This window comes from Deinococcus misasensis DSM 22328, assembly GCF_000745915.1.
GTDB classification, from domain to species: domain Bacteria; phylum Deinococcota; class Deinococci; order Deinococcales; family Deinococcaceae; genus Deinococcus_C; species Deinococcus_C misasensis.
In genome coordinates, this window is the sequence record NZ_JQKG01000018.1 from 12777 (window position 1) to 30178 (window position 17402).

A 17402-nucleotide genomic window follows, 5' to 3' on the forward strand; every position below is an offset into this window, starting at 1 on the left:
GAGAGCACCTGTAAGAATGACTGCCATGAAAAGACTGCTCTCCCTGAGCACCCTGCTCCTGGCACCTCTGGCCTTTGCTCAACCCGGCAATCCCCTTGAAGGGGATTGGACCTTGTTGATTTCAGGCAATTATGGGAAATTGCAAGAACTGGCCCCTGCACCCACCCTGAGAATTCAGGGCAAACAACTGTCTGGATTCTCTGGTTGCAACCGGTACTCTGGCACCTTCTCTGCCAAAGGCACCCAATTCAAAGTGAATCCTCTGGCAAGCACCAAAATGGCCTGTGAACCCCGTCCTTCGAAAACCGAGCAAGCTTACTTCAAAGCCATGCAAGGGGTCATGCGTTATCAGGTCAGCAACAACACACTGGTGCTGTACACCAAAGGCTCTGGCATGCTGGTGTTCACCCGCAATCCCAAAATCGAGGCCAAAACCCTGAACACTGCACCTGAAGCCGCCATCACCAGTGTTGCCCCGGACACCCAGATTCTGCTGGTCGGTCCCAAGAAAGTGGACTGCACAGGCATGGTGCCCATGAAGTGCCTGCAGGTCCGCACCCCAGAGCAAACCAACTGGGAATTCTTCTACCAGTCCATCGAAGGGTTTGCTTACGAGGAGGGATTCACCTACAAACTGCGGGTCCGGGTGGAAGACGTGAAAAATCCTCCTGCCGATGCCAGCAGCAAACGCTACATTCTGGTGGAAGTCCTCGAAAAAAATCCGCCCAAGTGAATTCTTATGGCCCAGAGAAACTGCCTGTGAATGGCAGTTTTTTTTGATGGATGCTTCTGTCTCTGGTGGGTCTTTTGTTCTGAAACCTGCCAGTCTTCTGAACAAAAGTGTTCATTTGACACCGATGCTGCCCCTTTCGTGCACATAATGGGGCTTATGGACTTACACACCATCGAAAACGGCCAGTTGCGCTTGCAGGTTCACGAACGTCTGGGAGCCAGCATTGCAGCTTTTCAGCACAACATTCAGGGCACTTGGCACCCCATCATGCGGGAAGTGACAGAAGAAGCCCTCAAAGGAAACATCTCCAGCCCTCTTGGGAGTTACAGTCTTGTGCCTTTCTCCAACCGCATCCGGGCCGGTAAATTCACTTACAAAGGCAAAACCCACCAGTTGATGACCAACGCCAAAGAGCATGTGGCCATTCACGGCGATGTGCGCAATCGACCCCATGTGCTGAAAGAGCACACCGAGAACAAGTTGGTGTTTTTCTTTGATTCCAGAGACCACGATGATCTGGAAGCCTTCAACTATCCTTTTCCCCTCACCCTGACCACCACTTTTGAATTGCAAGGCAACACCCTGACCCAGACCTTGACCATCGAAAACGTGGGTGAAGAAGAAATGCCCATCGGGTTTGGCATCCACCCTTATTTTGTGCGCCGTTTTGCAGGCTCTGAAGACGCCATTTTGACCTTCAAAGTGGATGGGGTCTACAAAACCGACAGCAGCAACATTCCCACTGAAGGGAAAAAACCCTTGCCCAAAGAACTGGATTTCAGTGAAGGTGCCGCTCTGGGAGACCGCAAATTTGATACGGTCTTTGGCGGTCTGGAAGGGCCTGTGGACATCCAATACCCCGGCACCCCTTACAGCCTGACCCTCGATGCCGATCCGGTGTTCCAGCACCTGATTGTCTTCACCGCACCTGATGGAACGATGGCTCTGGAGCCCGTCACCAACTGCACAGATGCCTTCAATTTGCATGAGCAAGGGGTTGAAGGCACAGGCTTTTTGAGCCTACAGCCCGGAGCGCAAATCTCTGGCAGCATTCGTTTTGTGTTCAAAGCTTAAACCTTTACAGCTTCAAGCCTGTACCTGCTCTGGCAGGTGCTTTTTCATTCCGCACCTTGATGTTCAGTTACGCCTCTGGAAACACAGGGCTTTCTGTAGACACCCCCTGTGCTTTTCAGGGAGAATTGCAGGACAGTTATGGCACAGTTGTGATTGAGCGAAGGAGATACTTAACATTTGAAAAGTTTATTCACATTTTATTTGACATTTGATAATTTTTGGGGTACATTGTTTTTCACTTATGAGTCAGGAGCCTCGCAACCAAGAATACAAAGCCTACATTCCCGCAGACCGGTGGTACATCATCGATTCCACCCTGCGGGAAGGTGAACAATTTGCCCGAGCCAGCTTTTCCAGCGACGACAAAGTCGAAGTTGCACAGGCTCTGGATGCCTTCGGTGTGGAATTCATCGAAGTCACCACCCCCATGGTGAACGAACAGGCCGCCACCGACGCAGTCCGTCTGGTGAACCTCGGTCTGAAAGCCAAAATCATCACCCACGTGCGCTGCGCCATGGAAGATGCCCGCCGCGCCATCGACACCGGCGTGCACGGGCTGGACCTGCTGTTCGGCACCTCCAGTTACCTGCGTGAATTCTCACACGGAAAAAGCATCGACCAGATCATCGATCAGGCCAGAGAAGTCATTCAATACGTGAAATCTCAGGGCGTGCAGGTGCGTTTCTCTGCCGAAGACACCTTCCGCAGCGAAGAAAGCGACCTGCTGCGCGTTTACAAAGCCGTGGACGAAATCGGCGTGAACCGCGTGGGGCTGGCAGACACCGTGGGCGTGGCCACCCCCCGTCAGGTGTACTCTCTGGTCCGTGAAGTGCGCAAAGCCGTGAGCTGCGACATCGAATTCCACGGCCACAACGACACGGGATGCGCCATCTCCAACGCTTACGAAGCCGTGGAAGCCGGAGCCACCCACATCGACACCACCATTCTGGGCATCGGTGAGAGAAACGGCATCACCCCCATGGGCGGTTTTCTGGCGCGCATGTTCACTTTTGACCCTCAGGGCCTGATGGACAAGTACAACTTGGAGATGCTCCCCGAGTTGGACAACATGATCGCCCGCATGGTCGGTTTGCCCATCCCCTGGAACAACTACCTGACCGGTGAATTTGCTTACAACCACAAAGCCGGCATGCACCTGAAAGCCATTTACCTGAATCCCGGTGCCTACGAAGCCATTCCCCCAGAGGTGTTCGGGGTGGGCCGCCGCATTCAGGCTGGCAGCAAACTGACCGGCAAGCACGCCATTGCCTTCAAAGCCCGCGAACTGGGCCTGCACTTCGGTGAGCACCAACTCCGTGACATCACCGACCACATCAAGGCCCTCGCAGACAGCGGAGACCTCGATGACGAGCACATCAGCGACATCCTGAAAAGCTGGGTGTTGGCTTAAAGCCATCAGCAATCAGCCGTCAGCGGTCAGTTCTCAAGATGCCCAAGCTCTGGCTTGGTGTCTTGCTGAAAGCTGATGGCTGACGGCTCTGGAGGAAACCATGCCCGAAAGCTACATTTACACGGTTTACCCGGATTACCCCAGTGCCACAGGCGGCAAAGTGATCGCGGTGTGCGAGGATGCTTCTGAAACCGAATTCCAGAGCATCGCCAAACAGAACGCCAGCCGTTATGGTGCGCCCATCACCGCCTTCATCACGGAGTATGGGCAGGACCACGTCAGCTTGCGTTTTTTCAATGCCCAGAAAGAGAAAGGCGATTCCGACTCTGGGGCGATTGTGGCTCTGGCCCACCTGCGCTCTCGGGGTGAACTGGATGAAGCGGTGCAAGTGAACATGCAGGAAGTCATGCCTGCTCGTCTGGAACAGGGCATGTACCACCTGAAGCAGGGAGATGCCACCGCATTGTCCGTCGAGGCCGATCTGGATCTGGTCTGCGAGGCCCTGCAAATTGACCGGACCGATCTGGACCTCAGGTATCCCATCATGGCCGCAAGCACCTCCAGACCCAATCTGGTGGTCCCTCTGACCGCAGAAGGCTTGAGGAGCGCCAAGCCCAATCTGGAACTGGTCACCGACCTCAACAATGCAACTGGCACCAGAGGCTTGATTTTCGTGTGTCTTGAAGGGGAAATCAGCTTCAGGTACACCGCTCCACTGAAAAACATCGTGGAAGACAACGCGGCCAGCAACACCTATGCCACACTCTGCGGATACCTCGCAAAAGTGGGTATTCTGGAAGATGGAAGCCAGCGCCTGAGTGTCACACAGGCCGTGGCCATCAAAAAACCTTCCAGACTGAACGCACTTTTCACTGTCCAGAACGGCGAAGCCCAAGACATCTGGGTCGGCGGACTGGTCACCCGGCAAGACGTGCTGGACCTGTCTCTGGAAGACTGAACGAAGGAGAACCATGAAACCCCAAACCATGGCTGAAAAAATCCTCTCCCAGCGCAGCGGAAAAACCGTTTACGCCGGAGACCTCGCAGTGGTCGAGGTGGACGAAGTGATGATCGTGGATTCCATCGCCGAATCCGTGATCAAAGTGCTGGACCGCGAACTGGAAACCACCCCCAAATTCCCCGAGCGGGTGTCCATCGTGATTGACCACGTTGCCCCTGCCAGCAGCGTGAATGTGGCCAAAAGCCATCAGGTGGCCCGAGAATACGCAGCCCGCACAGGCGTCAAGCTGTTTGATGTGGGTCGTGGCATTTGCCATCAGGTCCTGATGGAAGAAGGCCTCGCTTTCCCCGGAGCCATCGTGCTGGGCAGCGACAGCCACAGCACCACCTACGGGGCCGTGGCCGCCTTCGGCACCGGAATGGGCGCAACCGACATTGCTCTGGCTGCCGCCAGTGGCAAAACCTGGCTGAAAGTCCCCGAGTCCGTGAAAGTCACCCTGACCGGCGAACTGAACGCAGGGGTCACCGCCAAAGACGTGGCTCTGGAAATGATCCGCGTGCTGACCGCAGACGGCGGAACCTACATGAGCATCGAAATCCACGCTGGAGACCGATTCACCAGAGGCGAACGCATGACTCTGGCGAACCTGTGCGTGGAGGCCGGAGCCAAAGCGGGTCTGGTCGTTCCCGGCGGAGAAATCCTGACCGATTACGGCTACACCATCCCAGAGTGGGTCTACCCCGATGAAGGTGCACGTTACGTCAATGAAATCACCATTGATCTGGGCGCACTCACCCCCCGCATGAGCGTCCCGAGCTACGTGGACAACGTGGAAGAGGTCACCGCCCTGCGCGGCATCAAAGTGGATCAGGTGTTCATTGGCACCTGCACCAACGGACGCCTCGAAGACCTGCATGCTGCTGCACAGATCCTGCAAGGCCGCAAAGTGGCCCCCAATGTGCGCCTCTTGGTGATCCCTGCCAGCAGTGAAGTGCTGGAACAGGCCACCGCAGATGGAACCCTCTTGACCCTGATCCGCTCTGGCGCAACTTTAAGCACTCCGGGCTGTGGTCCCTGCATGGGAAGGCACCAGGGTGTGCTGGCCCCCGGCGAAGTCTGCGTGAGCACCTCCAATCGCAACTTCATCGGGCGCATGGGGGACAAGGATGCCAAGATTTATCTGGCCTCCCCTGCTGTTGCTGCTGCCACTGCCGTCATGGGCGTGATTTCATTGCCTGAGGATCTTTAAACTATGAAGAGGAAAGGCATTAATCAATATATTGACTATATTTTAGAATATATTTTGAAAAATAGAAGTATGCAATTATTTTTAATCCTATTTCTACTCTTTTTCTGGCCCCTAATAGTAAAATTTATAATTGAAAATATATCAACCGCCTCAGATGATGGAATAGGAGTCTTTGGAGATAGCTTTGGCGGACTCACTTCCATTCTGACTTTTATAACATTTTTATACCTCATCAAATCCAACCAAGAAAATAAAAGATACACCGAACTTTCAATCAATCTACAAAAGCTCGAAAACTATAAATCTATACACGCTTCCATATTCGATATGGAGATATACAAAACGATCTTAAGAAGCACAGAGAGTCTAGAAATACAATTTATATACTATACCGATAGTACAGGAAAATTTCAGGAGATTTTCACAAAAGACAGAAATGTTATCAAAAAATTCATAGATAGCAACAGAAATTTAAATATGGATATATTTGACGAAATATACGGATTCAACGCAAACAACACCAGAAGAACAGAAATCTTACTCAAAGAAAACGTCAATGAATTATTATTCAAAATTGATTCTATTTTATATTGCTTACAGAGTGAATTGATAGACTATAATGTAAATTTTCAATTTTTCGATTCAGTATTTAAAATATTAAAATATGGACCTATACGTGAGTACATTATAAGAAATCGAGAGGATCTAAACTATATCCATATAATTTCCTACTACGATAAAGGCATAAAAAATATCCCTTGGACGAATAATGGAACACCTTAATTTCCCTTTCACCTTCCGGTGCCCGTCCTGCGGTGAACAGGTCGAGGTCACCCACCCCGAGAAACCACGCGTCGAATGCCCCGGATGTGGGGTCACCTGGAATCTGGATGACCTGATGGGCTTTTTTGTAGAAGAGGAGTAAATGATGTCCAGAATCTGGAAGTTTGGTGACTCAATCAACACCGACGACATCCTGCCCGGAAAGTACGCCCCTTTCATGGTTGGAGAGGATGTCTTTCACAAGTACGCCTTCTCGCACTTTCGCCCCGAGTTTGCAGGGCAAGTGAAACCCGGTGACCTGCTGGTGGGAGGCCGCAACTGGGGTCTGGGATCCAGCCGTGAGTACGCTCCGATGGCCCTCAAGAAACTGCAAATCGGTGGGATCATTGCCCACAGCTTTGCCCGCATCCATTACCGCAACCTGCTCAACCTCGGGATTCCCGCTTTCGAAGCCCCCGAGATCGCCGATGCCCTGCAAGACGGGGATGAGGTGTCTCTGGATCTGGCGACCGGGGTCCTGACCCGCAACGGTGAAGTGTTCCAGCTTCCTCCTCCACCTGCCTTTTTGACCGAGGCCCTCAAAGAGGGAAGCATCTTGCAGTACTACCGCAAGTACAAGAAATTCCCCGGAGAGTAAGGCTGTTAGAATGAACGGGATGTATCAAGCTTTCTGCGAAGCCTGTGGCGAAGAACTCCTGTTCACCGATCAAGATCTGAATGACTTTCAGGACGGTGACATCATCACCTGCGATTGTTGCCACACCGATCTGGAAATCGTAAAGACCGAAGAAGGCCTTGAATTGCACCGTCATGTCTGGATGACCCTCTGCCCCAAGTGCGGAGAGGAATTCGAGCTGACAGACGAGATGCTGACCAAAAGCCTAGCCCAATGTCCCCACTGCAAATACAAATTTGCTCTAGAGTGGGAGGAGTAAAAGTCTGTGAGGTTTTCCTCACCATTCACCTGGAACCCGTAAGGTCCAAAGGAGAGAAACATGGCAACTGTGAGCTTTGAATGCCCCGAGTGCGGCGGAACCATCGAACTGAACAACCCTGAGCTTGGCGAACTGGTCATTTGCGACGAGTGCGGCGCTGAACTGGAAGTCACCAGCCTTGAGCCCCCAGTGCTCAGCCTTGCTCCTCAGGAAGCCGAAGACTGGGGCGAGTGATCCGGTCGGGATTGGTTCTGTGAACCCGTGAAAAATGGTTCTTTCTTTGAAGAACACTTTCTGGAACAATGGAACCATCAAGGTGTAGCAAGTACACCAAATCCCTGACTCTGCACCGCACTGGATGTCAACCTTGCGCCCCGGACGCCGAGACAGGCCCGGGGCTTTGTTCTGCAAATCTGAGTCCCCCAAAAAGAGGAAAAAATGGCCGACTTCGCAATCATCTATGACCGTGTACGCCCCGACGAAAAAATGCTCTTTGATGCCCTCGATGAACTGGGCATCGAGTACGACAAGGTGTACGCCCCTCAACTCAAACTGACTTTTGGTGAAGGTCAGGTGCCCTGGAAAGCTGCCATCGAGCGCTGCGTGAGCCAGTCCAGAGGCCACGCCATCACCCGTGCTCTGGAAGGTTTCGGCGTGAAAGTGGTGAACCCCAGCCACGTCATCGAAATGTGTGGAGACAAACTCGCCACCAACGCCAGACTGGCCGCCGCAGGCATCCCCACCCCCAAAACCGGCGTGGCGTTCACTGCTGAGAGCGCTCTGGAACTCATCGAAGAGTTTGGCTACCCCGTGGTGATGAAGCCCACCGTGGGAAGCTGGGGCCGCATGGTCTCCAAAATCAACGACCGTGATGCAGCAGAGGCCATCATCGAGCACAAAGAGGTGCTGGGCGGTTACCAGCACCAGATTTTCTACATCCAAGAGTTGGTCAAGAAACCCGAGCGTGACATCCGTGCTTTCGTGATCGGAGACCAGTGCATCGGGGCCATCTACCGTTCCAGCGAGCACTGGATCACCAACACCGCTCGGGGTGGCAAGGCTTCCAAGTGCGAAGTCACCCCAGAGCTGAACGATCTGGCCGTGCGTGCTGCCAAAGCCGTGGATGGGGAAATCGTGGCCATTGACCTCGTGGAAGACCCCGAGCGTGGCCTCCTGGTCATCGAGATCAACCACACCATGGAGTTCAAGAACAGCGTGTCCACCACGGGCGTGAACATCCCCAAACTCATGGCCGAATACACCTTGCAGTACACCAAATAAGACCCTGAGAGGGGAAGGCATCCACATGGACACCCTGCTGATCAAACACCTGAAAAAGTTCAGTTCCAGAGCCGAACTGGAGCTTTATCTGGATTTTGTGGGCGGTTTGTTCAAAGCATTGGACCTTGCCAATGAAGACCTCAGGTTTCATTTCAATGGGACCACCGGATCTGGGTACATCCTTCCCCTCACCATCAACAACCGTTACATCGTAACCCGGACGCGAAACGGACAAACACCCCACATCAGCACCATCCATGCTGGGCTGGATTTCATTCAGGACTGGGAAGTCACCAGCCGTCCCAGCAGGTGGGCCTTTTCCCAGAAACGCCACGACCTTGCAGACTGCCCTCCCAGAATGATGGGATACCCTCTGGAGGTTTTTCAGGAACACCAGAGCCTCATTCTGGAACAGGTGAAAACCATTGCCTTAAGGGAATTGCAGGCATGCAAAAGCACGCCCATGCGGAGGTGCCACAGCCCTCTGGCTTATGGGATGGCTGTGGATCTGGATTTCCGTGAAGAGATGCTTTGTGACCTGAGGTGGTCTTGATGCTGAAAGGTCTGTCCGATTCCATCCAGCAGGAGTTCAAGCTTCAGACCGATCCGGCCTCCAGAGTGCTGGATGTGGTCAGTGAAGCTGGAGAACTGGCAAAATCCGTCCTGAAAAGCACGGCTTATGGGACCCAGCCTTTCACAGTCACTGAGAACTTCAAGGAAGAATTGGGTGACACCCTTTTTGCTTTACTGGTGCTCTGCGCCGAAACGGGTGTGGATCCAGATGAAGCACTGGATGCTGCCCTGGATAAATTGCGCAAGCGTCTGTCCGTCAAAAATGAGCTTGGCTCAGGAAAATAACAGCAACACAACAAAGGAGTTTGCACCATGACGAAACTCAAAGTAGGCATTGTTGGCGGGTCCGGTTACGCAGGAGGAGAATTCCTGCGTCTGGCCCTCGGGCACCCCAATCTGGAAGTCACCCAGGTCACCAGTGAACGCAACGCTGGCGATCCCATCACCTTCGTGCACCCCAACCTGAGGGGCCGCACCAACCTCAAATTCCGCCGCATGGCCGATCTGGAGCCAGTGGATGTGCTGGTGCTGGCCTTGCCCCACGGCAACGCGGCCAAGCGCTTCCACCAGTTTGCTGGACTGGCAGACACCATCATCGACCTGTCTGCCGATTTCCGCATCAAGGATCTGGACCTCTACAAGAAGTACTACGATGAGGACCACCCTGCCCCCGAGCTGCTGGACCAGTGGGTTTACGGCAACCCTGAGCTGCACCGCGAAGACCTGAAAGGGGCCAAGCGCATTGCCTGCGCAGGTTGCTTTGCCACCAGTGCCATTCTGGCCCTGTATCCCCTCCTGAAACTGGGTGTGCCTCAGCCCAAAGACATCATCATCACCGGTCTGGTGGGGTCCAGCGCTGCCGGGGCCAGTTCCAGCGACGCCAGCCACCACCCCGAGCGGGACAACAGCTACCGGGTGTACGCCGCCACCGGTCACCGCCACTACGCCGAGCTGCGTCAGGAGCTTCCCGGCAACTTCCCCATCCACATGACCGCCATTGCCGGTCCTCACGTGCGCGGAATCCTGACCACCGCCCAGCTGTGGATTCCCGACGGCTACAGCGAACGCGACGTGTGGGGCGCTTTCCGTGAAGTGTACGGCAGCGAGCCTTTCATCCGCATTGTGAAGGTGCGCAAAGGCATCCACCGTTACCCCGATCCCAAGCTGGTCTCTGGGACCAACTACTGCGACATCGGCTTCGAGATCGATCAGGACTCTGGCCGCGTGGTGGTCATGAGCGCCATCGACAACCTGATGAAAGGCACCGCAGGTCACGCCATCCAGTCCCTGAACATCGCTCAGGGCTGGGAGGAGACTCTGGGGTTGGAGTTCGCGGGGTTGCATCCTTAAGGCCGAGCGCCGAGAGCAAAAAACATGAGCAGGGACGCACTTCAGAGGCGTCCCTGTTTCATTGTGTGTGCTTTCGTGGCAAGCCAGAAGCTTCAAAACACATGCTCCAGCATTTGCTTTTCTACCCTCGGCTCTCGGCGCTTGGCCCTCGGCGGGCCACAGGCCCCCTACCGCTTCACAGCACAGGTCGAAATCCCAAAAAGCTGATACAACGGGCAAAACCCAATGGCTGCCGTGGCCACGAAGACCACCCCGAGCACTCCAAAAACGACGGCCAGTGTTCCTGTGACGGTCTGGGTGAGGATCAGGGCCAGCAAAACCAGAGCAAGCACGATTCGGATGATGCGATCGGTGGTGTTTTCATTGTGTGACATGTTGTCCTCCTGAAATCCATTACACGCCGATCTTTCCGCCAGTACAATGGTGGAAATGGTGGAAAATGACTCGCGCATGAAACTGGTGACCCACCTGAAGATGCATGGCCCGAGCACCATCTTGCAGCTTCGTGAAACGCTGGGCCTCAGTGAGAACGCCATCCGGCATCACTTGCATGCTCTGGATGAGGAGGGCTTTCTAGAGGTCTCCTCTGCCCCAAATGAACGTGGCAGGCCGGGCAAACTGTACAGCTTGCATGAATCGGCAGATCGGGTGTTCCCACAAATGGCCGATGAACTCTTGAAACTGGCCCTGCTTTCGGTGTCAGAACTCGGGGTCAAACAGCAGGTGTTGCAGCTCATGGTGGATCAACTCTCTCAGGAGTTCAAAGGGTCCGCTCTGGAACCTGAAGGCAGGGTCCATGAACTGGCCGAAAAGTTTGATTACGGCGGAATGCTGACCCGCACCATCGAACATCCTGCAGCATGGGAGCTGCAAGCGTTTCATTGCCACTTCCGCAAACTGAGTCAGGAATTTCCCGACATGTGCGAAATTCCCAGACGGGTCATTGAAGGGGTTACGGGCCTTCCCTGTGAACGCCCCGTGTGCCAGAGAACCGGAGAGCGGAGTTGTGTGTTCTTGATCTCCAAAACCTTGTAAATCATTTGGTTTAAGCCATCCAGAGGATTTGTACCCTGCAAAGCAACCCATACACTGTTGAGGATGGAAGATTTACAAGCTCTGGTGGGTCAATGGGTGACGTGTATCCGGGTCAGCAATTATCCTGAAGCCTTAACCAAAGGCAAAAAATACCAGATTTTGAGCGTCAAAGCTGATTCTGATTTGATCAGAATCAAAGGAGACAACAGCCGTCACAGATGGTATTCGACTTTTTCTTTTGATCTCTCAGGTGCAGATGCAATCCTTTTGCAGGAAGTGCATCTGGATGATCCCATTCACAATCCCAACTCTGATTGCATTGAAGTCACTTTGAAGTTTTCCGATGGAAGCCTGCGCTGGTGTTTGTGTGCCACTCCAACCCATTTTCTGCACCACATCGAAAACGGCATTCAGCCCAAGCCCAAGGAGCAAGATGGCCTTGAATGGACCGTGTTTCAATTTCTTGGTCATAATTTGAAAACCAAAAGTGGCATGGATTTCATGTCCTTCAACATTCCGCATCTGGTGATGTTCTCTCACCTTTCTGAAGACACCATCTGGAGCACCATGAAGCATCTGGACGATCAGGGCGAGCTTGAAGCTTCGTCTTTGCCCTACAAAAACACATCTATCCAAGAGGATAGCGAATAAAAAAATCCCGCACGAGACGAGGTTCTGAACTTGAAACGCTTACCTTTTCACCATGCGTTTGACCGGCCCAGAGGAACTCCGAACCACCAACTCGGTGGGCAGCAGCACATGGTCTGCTGGACGGTTTTCGAGGATGTCCAGCAGCATGTTGGCGGCGGCATGTCCCACTTCACGGATGGGTTGTTTGACGGTGGTGAGGGCTGGGCGGAACACCTGTGCGATTTCCAGATCATCGAAACCGGTCACGCTCACGTCGTAGGGAACCCGCAAACCGGCATCTTCCAGAGCGTAAATGGCTCCAACCGCCATTTCATCGGAAGCAGAAGAGATGGCTGTGAATTCGATGCCTTTTTCGAGGGCTTGACGGACAGCACGGTACCCCCCCAGTTCACTGAAACCACCGTCCAGAATCAGATCAGGGTCTTCTTCGATGTTGTGCTGGGCGAGGGTCTGGTGGTAGGCCTCCAGACGGTCAAAGGTGGTCTGTCCAATGGGGCTTCCGGTCAGGTGGGCGATGCGGGTGTGCCCGAGTTTGACGAGGTGCAGCACCGAACTTTGCATGCCTTTGAAGTTGTCCACATCCACCCAGGGGGTGCCTGTTTCGGTGAGGCGACCAATCACCACATGGGGGATGCCTTTGTCCCTGAGCTGTTCCAGTCGGGTGTCGTGCAGGCGCAAACCGGGGAAGATGTAGGCTTGCACTTTGGCAGGGTCGGCCAGAGAGGGTTCAATCACGCGGGCGGTGTACCCATGCTGCATGAGCACTTCTTGCACTGCATCCATGATGATGGCGTAGTAGGGACTGTTGGATGCGTGGCTGGAGAAAGGGGCCACTGCAATCAGGCCACGGGTGCCTCTGGCCAGTTTGCGTGCCCCTGCATCTGGAACGTATCCAAGCTGACGGACCACTTCGAGGACCTGTTTGCGGGTTTGTTCGTTGACATCTGCCCGGTTGTTGAGCACGCGGGACACGGTTCCAATGGAAACCCCGGCAATGCGGGCCACTTCATTGATGGTGATTTTACTCATGCAGGATGCACCTTTCTGGGAGCAACACAAAGGCCTGATCGTGTTTTTTCAAGCGTGCACGTTTACGCTGAAAGAATTTCAAGAATTTCAGGCATTTTTGACTGACTTCATTATAGAGGCTGAACGGATTTTCGTGTAGAGTGCGAGATTTTCCATCAAACCTCATTTTTGACTTTTTTTGCTCTCCTGTCATCGGTGACAACCCTTACCGTAAGGCGTGTGTGATTTACGAAATTTTACGGTTCTTTACAGTTCTAAAGAAAATTTCAGAGTTTGAGCGACTTGGGAAGCTCCTGATCAAAGACCTGCCTCAGGGATTCTCCTGCCTCGCGACAGGTTTCGTCAGAAGATTTACAATTGGGTTACCTCATGGGAAGCAGACCCAAACATCTTGTCGTTTTCTCTGGTGCTGGCATATCAGCGGAAAGTGGACTCTCCACCTTCCGCGATTTCGGTGGCTTCTGGCAACACCACCGCATCGACGAGGTGGCCTCTTTGGAAGCCTGGCGCAAGCAGCCCCGCGAAGTCCTGAAGTTTTACAACGAATGGCGGAAACAGGTGATGCAGGCCCAACCCAATCCGGCCCACATTGCCCTGAAAAACCTTGAGAGGCATTATCAGGTGAGCATCATCACCCAGAATGTGGATGACCTGCATGAACGTGCAGGGTCCAGCAATGTGCTGCACCTGCACGGAGAAATCTTCAAAGCCCGGTCCACCCGCAATCCAGAGCTGGTTTACCACTTGCAGGGTCCAGACCTGAAGTGGGGTGACACCTGTGAACTGGGTTCCCAGTTGCGTCCCCACATCGTCTGGTTTGGCGAGGAGGTCACCCAGTTCAATCAGGCGGCCCACCTCATGCGTCAGGCCGACATCCTGATGGTGGTGGGCAGTTCTCTGGCGGTGTATCCGGCCTCTTCCCTCTTGCAGTACGTTCCAGAACATGCCCCCAAATACATCATTGATCCCAGGCAACCCCGCATGGCCCGGATGCAAAACCTGTCTTTCATCCAATCGATGGCCAGCAAAGGGGTGCCCCAGTTGGCCCGAGAATTGATTGCACTGGAAAGTCTGGCCCACTGAAAGCCTGTCCATGTTGAAGTTTGCCCTGATCTGCACCTTACTGGGAGCCATCGGGGCTTTTTTTGGAATGCAAATCTTTCCCACAGAAGCAGGTTTCATTGCTGCCCGCATGGCCAGAGTGCTGGTGGTCTGTGTCGCTGCAGGGGTGTTGCCTGTGCTGGGTGTGCTCTGGGTCAGGTCAGGTCATCGAAAAACCAGCGTATTGGAAGGGATCATGCTGGCCTTTCTTTCGGTTTTGATGGTTTCTGTGCTCAGTTTGCTTTTCTGGTGGGGAGTCTCGATGGACACTTTGCAGGTGGGATGGACCCTTGGGATGGGCATGGTGAAAAAAGCATGGTGGGCGATTGTGCTGCTGGGCCTCATTTTGCATGTTCTGAAGCCAGTTGCAGAATCACCTCGCTGAGAACTTTGCCTCCTTTTTGAATCTCAGGGATGGACAGTCCTCCATACCCGAGCACCAGACCATTGAGGGGTGCATGGGTTGCGTAATATCGGTTTGGAGCTTCTGGAAGCACCCCACGCTCTGCACAACGTTCCATGACCTTCTGGTAAGGGATGTGCTCTGGCAGCACCAGAAAACCATGCAAACCTGCCTCAATGCCAATCAGTTTGCACAAACCTGCCGTTTCCCTGAGGGCGTCTCTGAGCACCTGTCTTTTCTGGGCATACACCTTGCGCATGTTTTTGATGTGACGGTCCAGCATGCCCCGTTTGAGCAGTTCCAGAGCAAGGGTTTGCAGCACATCGGAATGCTGGTAATCCCCGAGTTGCCGCAGTGGGGTGATGCGTTCAATCAGGGGCCTTGAAGCCACCAGGTATCCAAGCCGGATGGCAGGCGACAGGACTTTGGAAAGGGTCCCGATGTAGGCCACCAGTCCATGTCGGTCCATGGAGGCCAGAGCAGGCAAAGGGGCATCAAAGCGAAATTCGCTTTCGTAGTCGTCTTCAAGGATCAGGCTGTCGTGTGTGGCCGCATAACGCAGCAAGGCTTCCCTTCTGGGCAAGGACATGCGGTAACCCAGAGGAAACTGATGGCTGGGAGTGGTGTAAATCAGCACTGGAGGCTGTTCGGTGGGCAGGTCCTGTACGCGCAGACCGTCTTCATCCACCTGAATTCCTGTCACAGTGGCCCCATGGCGCTTGAATACTTCACGGGCCAGAGGAAATCCCGGTTCTTCGAAGGCCATAGGGTCTGCTTGTTCTAGGGTCACCTGTGCAATCAAATTCAGGGCATGAATGGTCCCAGAGGTGATCAGCACATCCTTGGCAGTGCAGGCAATACCTCTGGACCTGCGCACAAAAAGGGCCACCTGCTCCCGGAGTTCCCCTTCCCCCTGAGGATCCCCGTAGTCCACTGGAAAAGCACGGTTGCCCACTGCACGCCAGAGGGATTTCCATTCGTCTTGCTGTAAAGCTTCCAGACTGGGCTGCCCTGCACGGAATGCAATGGTGCCCGCTTTGATGGGCGAGCTGACCGGCAAGGCCAGAGGGGGTTTTTTCATCCATGTGGGATCCCGTTCGATGGGAGGCATGCCTTCTGTGTGGGCCAGCACCTCGGGATGCACAAACGTGCCTGAACCCTGTCTGGACACCAGCAACCCTTCGGCCATCAGGTCTTCAAAGGCAGCAATCACTGTGTTTCGGGTCACCCCGAGCGCTCGGGCCACATCGCGACTGGAAGGCAAGCGGGTTCCAGCAACCAGTTGACCTTGCAAGATGCTTTTGCGCAGTTGATCCCGAATTTGCTGATGCAAAGGTGTTGCAGAAGACCGCTGAATCGAAAGGGAAAGTTCTCGGAGCACCCCTGTAGTGTATCTGAGACGGTTTAGGGATTCTTTAGCCTGAAGGAAATGTGAGCAAGTCTTACGCTTCTGAAAACAGCCCCCTTTTATCTTGAAGAAGAGGAGGATTTTATGCGTCATGCAAAGATTTTTATGGCTGTGGTGGGGTTGTGGATGGCAGGTTCTTCGCTGGCTCTGGAGGGCGTCCACATGTTGAAAGTAAAGAACCTGTGTGAGGCCAGCATGGACATTTTCATTGATGGTTTTTACATGGGCACTGTGGGCCATGAAGCCGAATTCATGATGGCTGAAGGCACCCACATGCTTTTTGCCAAGAACAGTTTTCAGTACACCGAGAACACCCTTGAGGCAGATCAGGACTACGACTGGGTCCTGTGCGAATGAGACACTGAACAGCATCCCACAAAGCGTTTTGCGTGCCACGGCTCTGGACATCCAGAGCCGTTACTTTTCAAGTGTCAGATTCGAAGCACATAAAACTTAACATTTGAAAACTTTAGTCTTGATTTTGTTTACAGATGTATGCCATACTGCATTCATTATGATCATCGTGAAGGTTGGCGGATCTTTAGGCATCGACTACGACGCGCTGTGCAGAGACATTGCAGCGCTGTACAAAGCCGGGGAAAAACTCATCCTGGTGCACGGCGGCAGTGCCGAAACCAACCGGGTGGCAGAAGCCCTCGGGCATCCCCCCCGTTTCATCACCTCTCCCAGTGGCTACACCAGCCGCTTCACCGACCGTGAAACCATCGAAATCTTCGAAATGGTCTACTGCGGCAAAATGAACAAAGGCATTGTGGAACGCCTGCAAAAACTGGGCGTCAATGCTGTGGGCCTCAGCGGTCTGGACGGACGGGTCTTTGAAGGCAAGCACAAAGACAGCGTGCGCAGCGTGGAAAATGGCAAAGTCAAACTTTTGCGCGGTGACCACACCGGCACCGTTGAAAAAGTGAACACCCACCTGATTGAACTCCTGCTGGACAACGGCTATCTGCCTGTCCTGACTCCCCCTGCCAGCAGCTACGAAGGGGTGGCCATCAACGTGGACGGAGACCGCGCAGCAGCAGCTCTGGCCACAGCGCTGAAAGCCCACACCCTGATGATGCTGTCCAACGTTCCCGGCCTGCTCCGCGAATACCCCAATGAGGACAGCCTGATCCCCTTCATTCCCGCCACCGATGTGGAATCCTACATGGGTTTCGCACAGGACCGCATGAAGAAAAAAGTGCTGGGCGCCGCAGAAGCCGTGGCCGGAGGCGTGGGCCGTGTGATCTTCGGAGATGCCCGCATTGAAAGTCCGGTGTCTGCAGCCCTCTCTGGACGTGGCACTGTCGTTGCAGACAAAGCGAACGCAGCAGACTGAATCTTCTCCACCTGACCCTTGCTGCCCTCTGGTCCACTTCTTCCGGACCAGAGGTTTTGCTTTTCACCTGCCCTGCACACAAGCCC

23 protein-coding genes are annotated in these 17402 nt (G+C 53.9%); 20 read left to right on the top strand and 3 right to left on the bottom strand.

Annotated elements, in window-relative coordinates:
* Window positions 1-25 precede the first annotated feature (25 nt).
* The 14 genes from Q371_RS27750 (at window position 26) to argC (ending at window position 10350) form a co-directional block, all read left to right on the top strand.
* A complete protein-coding gene (locus tag Q371_RS27750) occupies window positions 26-733 on the top strand; it encodes an META and DUF4377 domain-containing protein (RefSeq protein ID WP_211253843.1) in 708 nt (235 codons plus the stop codon).
* Between the two features lie 156 nt (window positions 734-889).
* Entirely contained in the window at window positions 890-1807 is a 918-nt protein-coding gene (locus Q371_RS13005; RefSeq protein ID WP_034341305.1) for an aldose 1-epimerase, read from the top strand.
* A gap of 241 nt (window positions 1808-2048) precedes the next feature.
* The gene (gene lysS, locus Q371_RS13010; RefSeq protein ID WP_051964282.1) at window positions 2049-3218 is read left to right on the top strand and encodes a homocitrate synthase; all 1170 of its coding nucleotides are present in this window, start codon (window positions 2049-2051) and stop codon (window positions 3216-3218) included.
* 100 nt (window positions 3219-3318) lie between these two features.
* Window positions 3319-4176: a PhzF family phenazine biosynthesis protein gene (locus Q371_RS13015; RefSeq protein WP_034341307.1), complete on the top strand. Its 858-nt coding sequence runs from the start codon at window positions 3319-3321 to the stop codon at window positions 4174-4176.
* Window positions 4177-4189: 13 nt separating this feature from the next.
* Window positions 4190-5428, top strand: coding sequence for a 3-isopropylmalate dehydratase large subunit (locus Q371_RS13020; RefSeq protein ID WP_034341308.1), 1239 nt, complete (start codon window positions 4190-4192; stop codon window positions 5426-5428).
* A 3-nt stretch (window positions 5429-5431) separates the two neighbouring features.
* Entirely contained in the window at window positions 5432-6211 is a 780-nt protein-coding gene (locus Q371_RS13025; RefSeq protein WP_034341309.1) for a hypothetical protein, read from the top strand.
* Complete coding sequence (locus Q371_RS27045; protein WP_157442698.1) at window positions 6198-6353, top strand: hypothetical protein; 156 nt, start codon at window positions 6198-6200, stop codon at window positions 6351-6353. The genes Q371_RS13025 and Q371_RS27045 overlap by 14 nt, the downstream gene beginning before the upstream one ends.
* 3 nt (window positions 6354-6356) lie before the next feature.
* A complete protein-coding gene (locus Q371_RS13030) occupies window positions 6357-6848 on the top strand; it encodes a LeuD/DmdB family oxidoreductase small subunit (RefSeq protein WP_034341311.1) in 492 nt (163 codons plus the stop codon).
* Between the two features lie 19 nt (window positions 6849-6867).
* The gene (locus Q371_RS13035; RefSeq protein WP_034341429.1) at window positions 6868-7146 is read left to right on the top strand and encodes a hypothetical protein; all 279 of its coding nucleotides are present in this window, start codon (window positions 6868-6870) and stop codon (window positions 7144-7146) included.
* Between the two features lie 60 nt (window positions 7147-7206).
* Window positions 7207-7380 carry a lysine biosynthesis protein LysW gene (lysW, locus tag Q371_RS13040; protein ID WP_034341312.1) on the top strand — a complete coding sequence of 58 codons (174 nt, stop codon included), beginning with the start codon at window positions 7207-7209 and terminating at the stop codon, window positions 7378-7380.
* 204 nt (window positions 7381-7584) lie between these two features.
* Window positions 7585-8427, top strand: a complete 843-nt coding sequence (gene lysX, locus Q371_RS13045; protein WP_034341313.1) for a lysine biosynthesis protein LysX — start codon at window positions 7585-7587, stop codon at window positions 8425-8427.
* Between the two features lie 25 nt (window positions 8428-8452).
* Window positions 8453-8980 (top strand): hypothetical protein, encoded by a 528-nt coding sequence (locus Q371_RS13050; protein WP_034341315.1) that lies wholly within the window; start codon window positions 8453-8455, stop codon window positions 8978-8980.
* Window positions 8980-9285, top strand: a complete 306-nt coding sequence (locus Q371_RS13055) for a MazG nucleotide pyrophosphohydrolase domain-containing protein (RefSeq protein WP_034341316.1) — start codon at window positions 8980-8982, stop codon at window positions 9283-9285. Before Q371_RS13050 ends, Q371_RS13055 begins: the two co-directional genes overlap by 1 nt.
* Before the next feature lie 27 nt (window positions 9286-9312).
* Window positions 9313-10350: an N-acetyl-gamma-glutamyl-phosphate reductase gene (gene argC / locus Q371_RS13060; RefSeq protein WP_034341317.1), complete on the top strand. Its 1038-nt coding sequence runs from the start codon at window positions 9313-9315 to the stop codon at window positions 10348-10350.
* A 167-nt stretch (window positions 10351-10517) separates the two neighbouring features.
* Here the strand turns inward: argC and Q371_RS13065 are convergent, their stop codons facing one another.
* Window positions 10518-10724 (bottom strand): YgaP family membrane protein, encoded by a 207-nt coding sequence (locus Q371_RS13065; protein ID WP_034341319.1) that lies wholly within the window; start codon window positions 10722-10724, stop codon window positions 10518-10520.
* Window positions 10725-10779: 55 nt separating this feature from the next.
* Here Q371_RS13065 and Q371_RS13070 point away from each other — a divergent pair, with 55 nt between their 5' ends.
* On the top strand, window positions 10780-11385 hold the full coding sequence (locus Q371_RS13070) for a helix-turn-helix transcriptional regulator (RefSeq protein WP_169743843.1): 606 nt from the start codon (window positions 10780-10782) through the stop codon (window positions 11383-11385).
* Between the two features lie 63 nt (window positions 11386-11448).
* A complete protein-coding gene (locus Q371_RS13075) occupies window positions 11449-12036 on the top strand; it encodes a hypothetical protein (RefSeq protein WP_034341322.1) in 588 nt (195 codons plus the stop codon).
* A gap of 39 nt (window positions 12037-12075) precedes the next feature.
* On the opposite strand, the gene Q371_RS13080 is transcribed toward Q371_RS13075, so the two are convergent.
* On the bottom strand, window positions 12076-13065 hold the full coding sequence (locus Q371_RS13080) for a LacI family DNA-binding transcriptional regulator (protein WP_034341324.1): 990 nt from the start codon (window positions 13063-13065) through the stop codon (window positions 12076-12078).
* A 369-nt stretch (window positions 13066-13434) separates the two neighbouring features.
* Here Q371_RS13080 and Q371_RS13085 point away from each other — a divergent pair, with 369 nt between their 5' ends.
* A complete protein-coding gene (locus Q371_RS13085) occupies window positions 13435-14148 on the top strand; it encodes an SIR2 family NAD-dependent protein deacylase (RefSeq protein WP_034341430.1) in 714 nt (237 codons plus the stop codon).
* A 10-nt stretch (window positions 14149-14158) separates the two neighbouring features.
* Complete coding sequence (locus Q371_RS13090; RefSeq protein ID WP_034341325.1) at window positions 14159-14551, top strand: hypothetical protein; 393 nt, start codon at window positions 14159-14161, stop codon at window positions 14549-14551.
* On the opposite strand, the gene pdxR is transcribed toward Q371_RS13090, so the two are convergent.
* Window positions 14508-15950, bottom strand: a complete 1443-nt coding sequence (gene pdxR / locus Q371_RS13095) for a MocR-like pyridoxine biosynthesis transcription factor PdxR (RefSeq protein ID WP_034341327.1) — start codon at window positions 15948-15950, stop codon at window positions 14508-14510. The two genes, Q371_RS13090 and pdxR, sit on opposite strands and share 44 nt — an antisense overlap.
* Window positions 15951-16061: 111 nt before the next feature.
* Here pdxR and Q371_RS27570 point away from each other — a divergent pair, with 111 nt between their 5' ends.
* Both Q371_RS27570 and Q371_RS13105 read left to right on the top strand, forming a co-directional pair.
* Window positions 16062-16334, top strand: coding sequence for a hypothetical protein (locus Q371_RS27570; RefSeq protein WP_169743844.1), 273 nt, complete (start codon window positions 16062-16064; stop codon window positions 16332-16334).
* A 157-nt stretch (window positions 16335-16491) separates the two neighbouring features.
* Window positions 16492-17316: a [LysW]-aminoadipate kinase gene (locus tag Q371_RS13105; protein WP_034341330.1), complete on the top strand. Its 825-nt coding sequence runs from the start codon at window positions 16492-16494 to the stop codon at window positions 17314-17316.
* Window positions 17317-17402: the final 86 nt, after the last annotated feature.

Excerpts from the sequence above, each read along its gene's own strand:
- Q371_RS13020 (WP_034341308.1), top strand. The coding sequence starts at position 4,190 with ATGAAACCCCAAACCATGGCTGAAAAAATCCTCTCCCAGCGCAGCGGA.
- Q371_RS13090 (WP_034341325.1), top strand. The coding sequence starts at position 14,159 with ATGTTGAAGTTTGCCCTGATCTGCACCTTACTGGGAGCCATCGGGGCT.
- Q371_RS13050 (WP_034341315.1), top strand. The coding sequence starts at position 8,453 with ATGGACACCCTGCTGATCAAACACCTGAAAAAGTTCAGTTCCAGAGCC.
- Q371_RS13080 (WP_034341324.1), bottom strand. The coding sequence starts at position 13,065 with ATGAGTAAAATCACCATCAATGAAGTGGCCCGCATTGCCGGGGTTTCC.
- Q371_RS13085 (WP_034341430.1), top strand. The coding sequence starts at position 13,435 with ATGGGAAGCAGACCCAAACATCTTGTCGTTTTCTCTGGTGCTGGCATA.
- argC (WP_034341317.1), top strand. The coding sequence starts at position 9,313 with ATGACGAAACTCAAAGTAGGCATTGTTGGCGGGTCCGGTTACGCAGGA.
- Q371_RS27750 (WP_211253843.1), top strand. The coding sequence starts at position 26 with ATGAAAAGACTGCTCTCCCTGAGCACCCTGCTCCTGGCACCTCTGGCC.
- Q371_RS13030 (WP_034341311.1), top strand. The coding sequence starts at position 6,357 with ATGTCCAGAATCTGGAAGTTTGGTGACTCAATCAACACCGACGACATC.
- Q371_RS13055 (WP_034341316.1), top strand. The coding sequence starts at position 8,980 with ATGCTGAAAGGTCTGTCCGATTCCATCCAGCAGGAGTTCAAGCTTCAG.
- Q371_RS13025 (WP_034341309.1), top strand. The coding sequence starts at position 5,432 with ATGAAGAGGAAAGGCATTAATCAATATATTGACTATATTTTAGAATAT.
- lysW (WP_034341312.1), top strand. The coding sequence starts at position 7,207 with ATGGCAACTGTGAGCTTTGAATGCCCCGAGTGCGGCGGAACCATCGAA.
- lysS (WP_051964282.1), top strand. The coding sequence starts at position 2,049 with ATGAGTCAGGAGCCTCGCAACCAAGAATACAAAGCCTACATTCCCGCA.
- Q371_RS13075 (WP_034341322.1), top strand. The coding sequence starts at position 11,449 with ATGGAAGATTTACAAGCTCTGGTGGGTCAATGGGTGACGTGTATCCGG.
- Q371_RS13015 (WP_034341307.1), top strand. The coding sequence starts at position 3,319 with ATGCCCGAAAGCTACATTTACACGGTTTACCCGGATTACCCCAGTGCC.
- Q371_RS13070 (WP_169743843.1), top strand. The coding sequence starts at position 10,780 with ATGGTGGAAAATGACTCGCGCATGAAACTGGTGACCCACCTGAAGATG.
- Q371_RS13005 (WP_034341305.1), top strand. The coding sequence starts at position 890 with ATGGACTTACACACCATCGAAAACGGCCAGTTGCGCTTGCAGGTTCAC.
- Q371_RS13065 (WP_034341319.1), bottom strand. The coding sequence starts at position 10,724 with ATGTCACACAATGAAAACACCACCGATCGCATCATCCGAATCGTGCTT.
- Q371_RS13105 (WP_034341330.1), top strand. The coding sequence starts at position 16,492 with ATGATCATCGTGAAGGTTGGCGGATCTTTAGGCATCGACTACGACGCG.
- lysX (WP_034341313.1), top strand. The coding sequence starts at position 7,585 with ATGGCCGACTTCGCAATCATCTATGACCGTGTACGCCCCGACGAAAAA.
- Q371_RS27045 (WP_157442698.1), top strand. The coding sequence starts at position 6,198 with ATGGAACACCTTAATTTCCCTTTCACCTTCCGGTGCCCGTCCTGCGGT.
- Q371_RS13035 (WP_034341429.1), top strand. The coding sequence starts at position 6,868 with ATGTATCAAGCTTTCTGCGAAGCCTGTGGCGAAGAACTCCTGTTCACC.
- Q371_RS27570 (WP_169743844.1), top strand. The coding sequence starts at position 16,062 with ATGCGTCATGCAAAGATTTTTATGGCTGTGGTGGGGTTGTGGATGGCA.